Genomic DNA, 4,942 nt, shown 5'->3' with positions numbered 1-4,942 from the left:
TGGGTCTTCACCGTCGACTCCGACAGCGTGAACCGGTGCGCGATCTCGCCGTTGGTGAGGCCGTGGCCGATGGCGCCAAGGATCTCGCGCTCGCGGCCGGTCAGAGAGTCCAGCCGGGGATCCTCCCGCACGGGCCCGCACAGGTCATCGTCGAGCCGGTCGGCGAACGCGTCGAGCAGCCGCCGAGTCAGCGCCGGCGCGATCACCGCGTCCCCGGCGGCGACGGCCCGGATGCCGGCCAGCAGCTCTTCCGGGCGGATGTCCTTGAGCAGGAAACCGCTCGCCCCGGCCCGCAGCGCGGCGAACGCGTACCGGTCCACGTCGAACGTCGTCAGCACCAAGATCCGCGACCGCCCACCGGCGGCGACGATGCGCCGGGTGGCCTCGATCCCGTCGACACCCGGCATGCGGATGTCCATCAGCACCACGTCGGGACGCAGCTCGCTGGTCCACCGAACGGCCTCGGCGCCGTTCTCAGCCTCGCCGACGATCTCGGTGTCGGGGGAGCTCTCCAGCAGCATGCGAAACCCGAAGCGCTGCAGCGGCTGGGCGTCCACCACGAGCACAGAGATCATGAACGGCTGCCTTCAAGGTCGCGTGGACGGTCCAGCCGCCGTCCGGTGCGGGGCCGGCGCTGACCGTGCCGCCGTAGCGCGCGGCGCGTTCGGCCATGCCGGCGAGGCCGAGACCCGCGTCGCCCGGCGATGCCTACTTCATACCGAGCGAAACTGAGACGACTGTTAGAACGGTGCCAGCCGCGCCGATGCGCGCGGCCAGCATCTCCGCCCCGGGTACGGGTGCGGTTGAGGACGTTGACCGCCCACGCCGCCCTTCGCCAGCCGGGCCGCCATCGCCCTGGCCGGGCGGCCGGGCGGACGAGACGGCCGGTCGTCATGCCTCCGCGGCGGCGGCTGCCTTGCGCCGCTCGACCTCGGAGAGCAGCCGGTCACGCGACTGGTTGACGAGGTCGCGGGCGCGGCCGATGTCGGCCAGCATCTTGCCGCCGCGTTTGCGGAAGACACCGGCCACGAGGACGTCCTCCACGTTGGACACATCGGCACCGAGGGTGACGGCGCAGACCGGGTCGTGGACGGGTGCCAGGTTGATCGCCGTCGCATCAATGACCACGATGTCGGCCTGCTTGCCCGGCGTCAACGAGCCGGTGCGGTCCTCGAGGCCGGCGACGTGCGCCCCATTGAGCGTCGCGATCTCCAACATCTGGCGAGCGGTCAGGTTGCCCTCGGCCGGCTCGTTGCGTTCCCACCAGACCGCGTTGTTGCGGCCCCGGTCGGTGCCGAACGCGCTGCGGATCTGAGTGAACATGTCGCCCGGAACCGTGGTGACGACGTCGATCGAGAGGCTGGGGCGCAGGCCGTACGACATCGCCTTGGCCACCGGCGGCCAGCCATGGCCCATCTGCATCTCGACCTGGGGCGCGATGGAGATCTTGCCGCCGGAGTCGGCGACCAGCTGCCACTCGGCGTCGCTGAAGTAGCAGCAGTGGATGTAGGTGACGTCGGGACCGAGCAGGTTGAGCCGGTTCAGCGCCTCGACCATCGCGAACCGGCCCGCGAGGCGGCCCATCGCCACGTGCACCGTGACCGGGATGCCGAGCTCGCGGGCGAGCTGCCACTCGGACAACACCACGTCGTCGATGCAGAACCCGGTGCCCCGCGTGGCGAGGCCCATGGTGAGCAGACCGTCGTCGGAGGAGAAGTACGTCTCCCGGACGCGCTTGACGTCGTCGCCCGGAATCCGGATCTTGCTCTCGAACCAGTAGTCGGCGAGCGACGTGTTGGCGCTGCCGTAGGCGTACTGCGCCCGGATGCCGGTCTCCTGGAGTCCGCGGATGGCGGCGTCCGGGTGGTCCGGCGTGTTGTTGATGTGCGACCAGTCGACGAGTGTCGTGATGCCGGCGTTGAGGCACTCCAGCGAGCCGGCCAGGTTGCTCGCGTAGACGTCGTCGGGGGTGTAGACGGGCGCGAACGTGTCGAGGACCTCGACGAAGTAGTCGTCGAGGGTGGCGTTGGGCGCGCAGCCGCGGATGGCTGCCTCCCACGTGTGGCGGTGGGTGTCGACGAAGCCGGGAATGACGATCTTTCCGGTGCAGTCGACGATTTCCGCGTCGGCTTCGATGGTGTGTTCGACGGCGGCGATCTTGTCGTCCTCGATGAGGACGTCGCCCGGGCTCAGGTCGCCGAGGGCGCGGTCCATGGTCAGCACGTGGCCGCCACGGAAGAGGATCCGGTTGGTCATGACCACCCCTTCGGTGCGATGGCGTTCCGGTTGATTGAGCGTTCCTAGTACGCGGCCAGCTTCCTGACCGTTTCGACGACCTTGTCGACCGTGGGCATCACGCGGTCTTCCAAGGCGTCGGCGAACGGCAGCGGTACGTTCGCGGCCGCCACCCGCCGGATCGGGGCGTCGAGCAGCTCGAAGCCCTCATCGGCGACGATCGAGACGACGGTGCCGCCCCAACCGCCCTGGTACGGGTTCTCCTCGACGACGACCAGCCGCGAGGTGCGCCCGACGGAGGCCAGCACGGTGGCCATGTCGAGCGGGATCAGGCAGCGCAGGTCGACGACCTCGGCGGAGATCCCCTCGCCGGCCAGTCGCTCGGCCGCCGCCAACGCCATGGGCACCGTGTAGGCGAGCGACACGAGGGTCACGTCGGCACCCTCGCGCACGACCGACGCCTGTCCCAACGGCACGACGTGCTCGGGCGGTGCCGCCGGCCCCTAGCCGGCGAACAGTCCCTTGTGCTCGAAGAACACGACCGGGTCGTCGCTGCGGATGGCCGACGCCATCAGGCCGACCACGTCGGCCGGCGTCGACGGTGCGGCGATCTTCTGTCCGGGTACGGTGAGCGCCCAGTTCTCCACCGCCTGCGAATGCTGGGCGCCGAAGCCCAGCCCACCTCCGTTGGCGGTGCGCACGACGAGCGGGACGGTCACCTGGCCGCCGGTCATGTAGCGGACCTTGGGTATCTCGTTGGCCAGGTAGTCCCAGCAGCAGGCGAGGAAGTCGGAGAACATGATCTCCGCGACCGGCCGCAGTCCGGTCATCGCCGCGCCCATGGCCGCGCCGACGATGGCTTGCTCCGAGATCGGGGTGTCCCACACCCGGTCCGGCCCGAACTCGCGGAACAACCCCACGGTCGTTTTGAAGACCCCCTCGGCCGCGCCGATGTCCTCGCCCAGGCAGACGACGCCGGGGTCGCGCCGCATCTCCCGGGCGATCCCTTCGGCCACCGCCTCGCGATAGGTGGTCACGTCCGCCATGTGGCGCTCCCGTCCGCCCACACGTCGGTGGTCGCCTCGTCCGGATCCGCCTCGGGGGCGTTCCGCGCCGCCTCCACCGCCGCGTCGACGTGTTGCTGGGCGCGCTCGTCGACCTCCTTGATCTCGTCGGGTGTGATGCCCTGCGTCTCTAGGCGGGCGCGGGCGAGGTCGATCGGGTCACGTTTGAGCCAGCGCTCGAGCTCCTCGGCCGGCCGGTATTTGGCCGGGTCGGCGCGGCTGTGCCCGTACTGCCGGTAGGTCTCCGCCTCGATCACGCTGGGCCCGTCGCCCGAGCGGGCGCGCTTGACCGCCCGGCCGACCGCCTCGCACACCGTGACCACGTCGTTCCCGTCGATGATCTCGGCCGGGATGTTGTACGCCGGCGCTCGGCCGGCCGCCGGATGCTCGGTCGCGGTCACGGCGCCGATCGGCGTGTACTCCATGTAGAAGTTGTTCTCGCAGATGAAGATCACCGGCAGCTTCCACACGGCGGCCAGGTTGAGCGCCTCGTGGAACGCGCCGATGTTCGTGGCACCGTCGCCGAAGAAGGCCACCGCGACCTGCCCCGTGCCCCGCAGCCGGGCGGACCACGCGGCCCCGACCGCCATCGGCAGGTGGGCGCCGACGATGGCGTACGAGCCGAGCATTCCGTGGTCGGCCTTGGTGAGATGCATCGAGCCACCCTTGGCCTTGCAGATGCCGGTGGCCCGGCTCATCAGCTCGGCGAGGCATTCCTCGGCCGTCGCGCCGCGGGCCATCGCGTGGTGGTGGCCCCGGTAGGTGGCGAACACGTAGTCGTCGGGCCGCAGGGCCGCACTGGCGCCGACGGCCACGGCCTCGTGACCGGCGGCGAGGTGCGTCGTGCCCTTCACCAGGCCGGTCATGAACAGGTCGTACGCGGCCTTCTCCGTGCGGCGGATCACGGCCATCTGCTCGTACATCTCGAGCAGGCCGCTCATTTCTCCGCGCCCTTCCGGCCGGCCGCGGTGTTGAGGTGCGACTGGCTCTCCCGGGTCGTGGCCAGCGGACCGTCCACCGTCCAGTAGCGGCGGCCGGCGACGAGCAGGTCCTCGGCCGGGAACTTGGTGATGACCTCGCACCCGTCGGCGGTGACCACGACCTCCTCCTCGATGCGGGCGGCGGACCAGCCGTCGGCGGCCGGCCAGTACGTCTCCAGCGCGAACACCATGCCCTCCTCCAGGACCTCGGGGTGGTCGAGGGAGACGAGGCGGCTGAAGATGGGCTTCTCCCAGATCGACAGACCGACGCCATGGCCGTACTGCAGGGCGAACGCCGCCTCCTCATCGGGGAAGCCGAAGTCTTGCGCTCGAGGCCAGACGCTCACGATGTCGGCGGTCGTGGCGCCGGGCTTGACCAGCGCGATGGCCTGATCCATGTACTCCCGGCAGCGGACGTAGGCGTCTCGCTGCGCGCGCGAGGCGCTGCCGACGGCGAAGCACCGGTAGTAACACGTGCGGTAGCCCAGGTGACTGTGCAGGATGTCGAAGAACGCCGGGTCGCCGGGGCGGATCAGCCGGTCGCTGTAGACGTGCGGGTGCGGGGAGCAGCGCTCGCCGGAGATCGCGTTGACACCCTCGACGTATTCGCTGCCGAGGTCGTACAGGACGTTGCTGACCAGCCCGACACACTCGTTCTCGCGT

6 protein-coding genes are annotated in these 4,942 nt (G+C 70.2%); all 6 read right to left on the bottom strand.

Features of this window, described 5'->3' with window-relative positions:
- A partial coding sequence (locus AB0M20_RS27305; protein ID WP_364302926.1) for a response regulator transcription factor occupies window positions 1-575 on the bottom strand: 575 nt, incomplete at its 3' end.
- A gap of 316 nt (window positions 576-891) precedes the next feature.
- On the bottom strand, window positions 892-2,256 hold the full coding sequence (locus AB0M20_RS27300; RefSeq protein WP_364302925.1) for an amidohydrolase family protein: 1,365 nt from the start codon (window positions 2,254-2,256) through the stop codon (window positions 892-894).
- Between the two features lie 44 nt (window positions 2,257-2,300).
- Window positions 2,301-2,711: a transketolase C-terminal domain-containing protein gene (locus AB0M20_RS27295; protein ID WP_364302923.1), complete on the bottom strand. Its 411-nt coding sequence runs from the start codon at window positions 2,709-2,711 to the stop codon at window positions 2,301-2,303.
- 27 nt (window positions 2,712-2,738) lie between these two features.
- Complete coding sequence (locus tag AB0M20_RS27290) at window positions 2,739-3,281, bottom strand: hypothetical protein (RefSeq protein ID WP_364302922.1); 543 nt, start codon at window positions 3,279-3,281, stop codon at window positions 2,739-2,741.
- Window positions 3,269-4,240 carry a thiamine pyrophosphate-dependent dehydrogenase E1 component subunit alpha gene (locus AB0M20_RS27285; RefSeq protein ID WP_364302920.1) on the bottom strand — a complete coding sequence of 324 codons (972 nt, stop codon included), beginning with the start codon at window positions 4,238-4,240 and terminating at the stop codon, window positions 3,269-3,271. The genes AB0M20_RS27290 and AB0M20_RS27285 overlap by 13 nt, the downstream gene beginning before the upstream one ends.
- Window positions 4,237-4,942 (bottom strand): M24 family metallopeptidase (locus AB0M20_RS27280; protein ID WP_364302919.1); only part of this gene is annotated, 706 nt, incomplete at its 5' end. The genes AB0M20_RS27280 and AB0M20_RS27285, both read right to left, overlap by 4 nt.

The organism is Actinoplanes sp. NPDC051633 (genome assembly GCF_040681735.1).
Lineage (GTDB): Bacteria > Actinomycetota > Actinomycetes > Mycobacteriales > Micromonosporaceae > Actinoplanes.
Note: the sequence above shows the minus strand (reverse complement) of the source record. Positions and strands in the feature narration are given on the sequence as shown.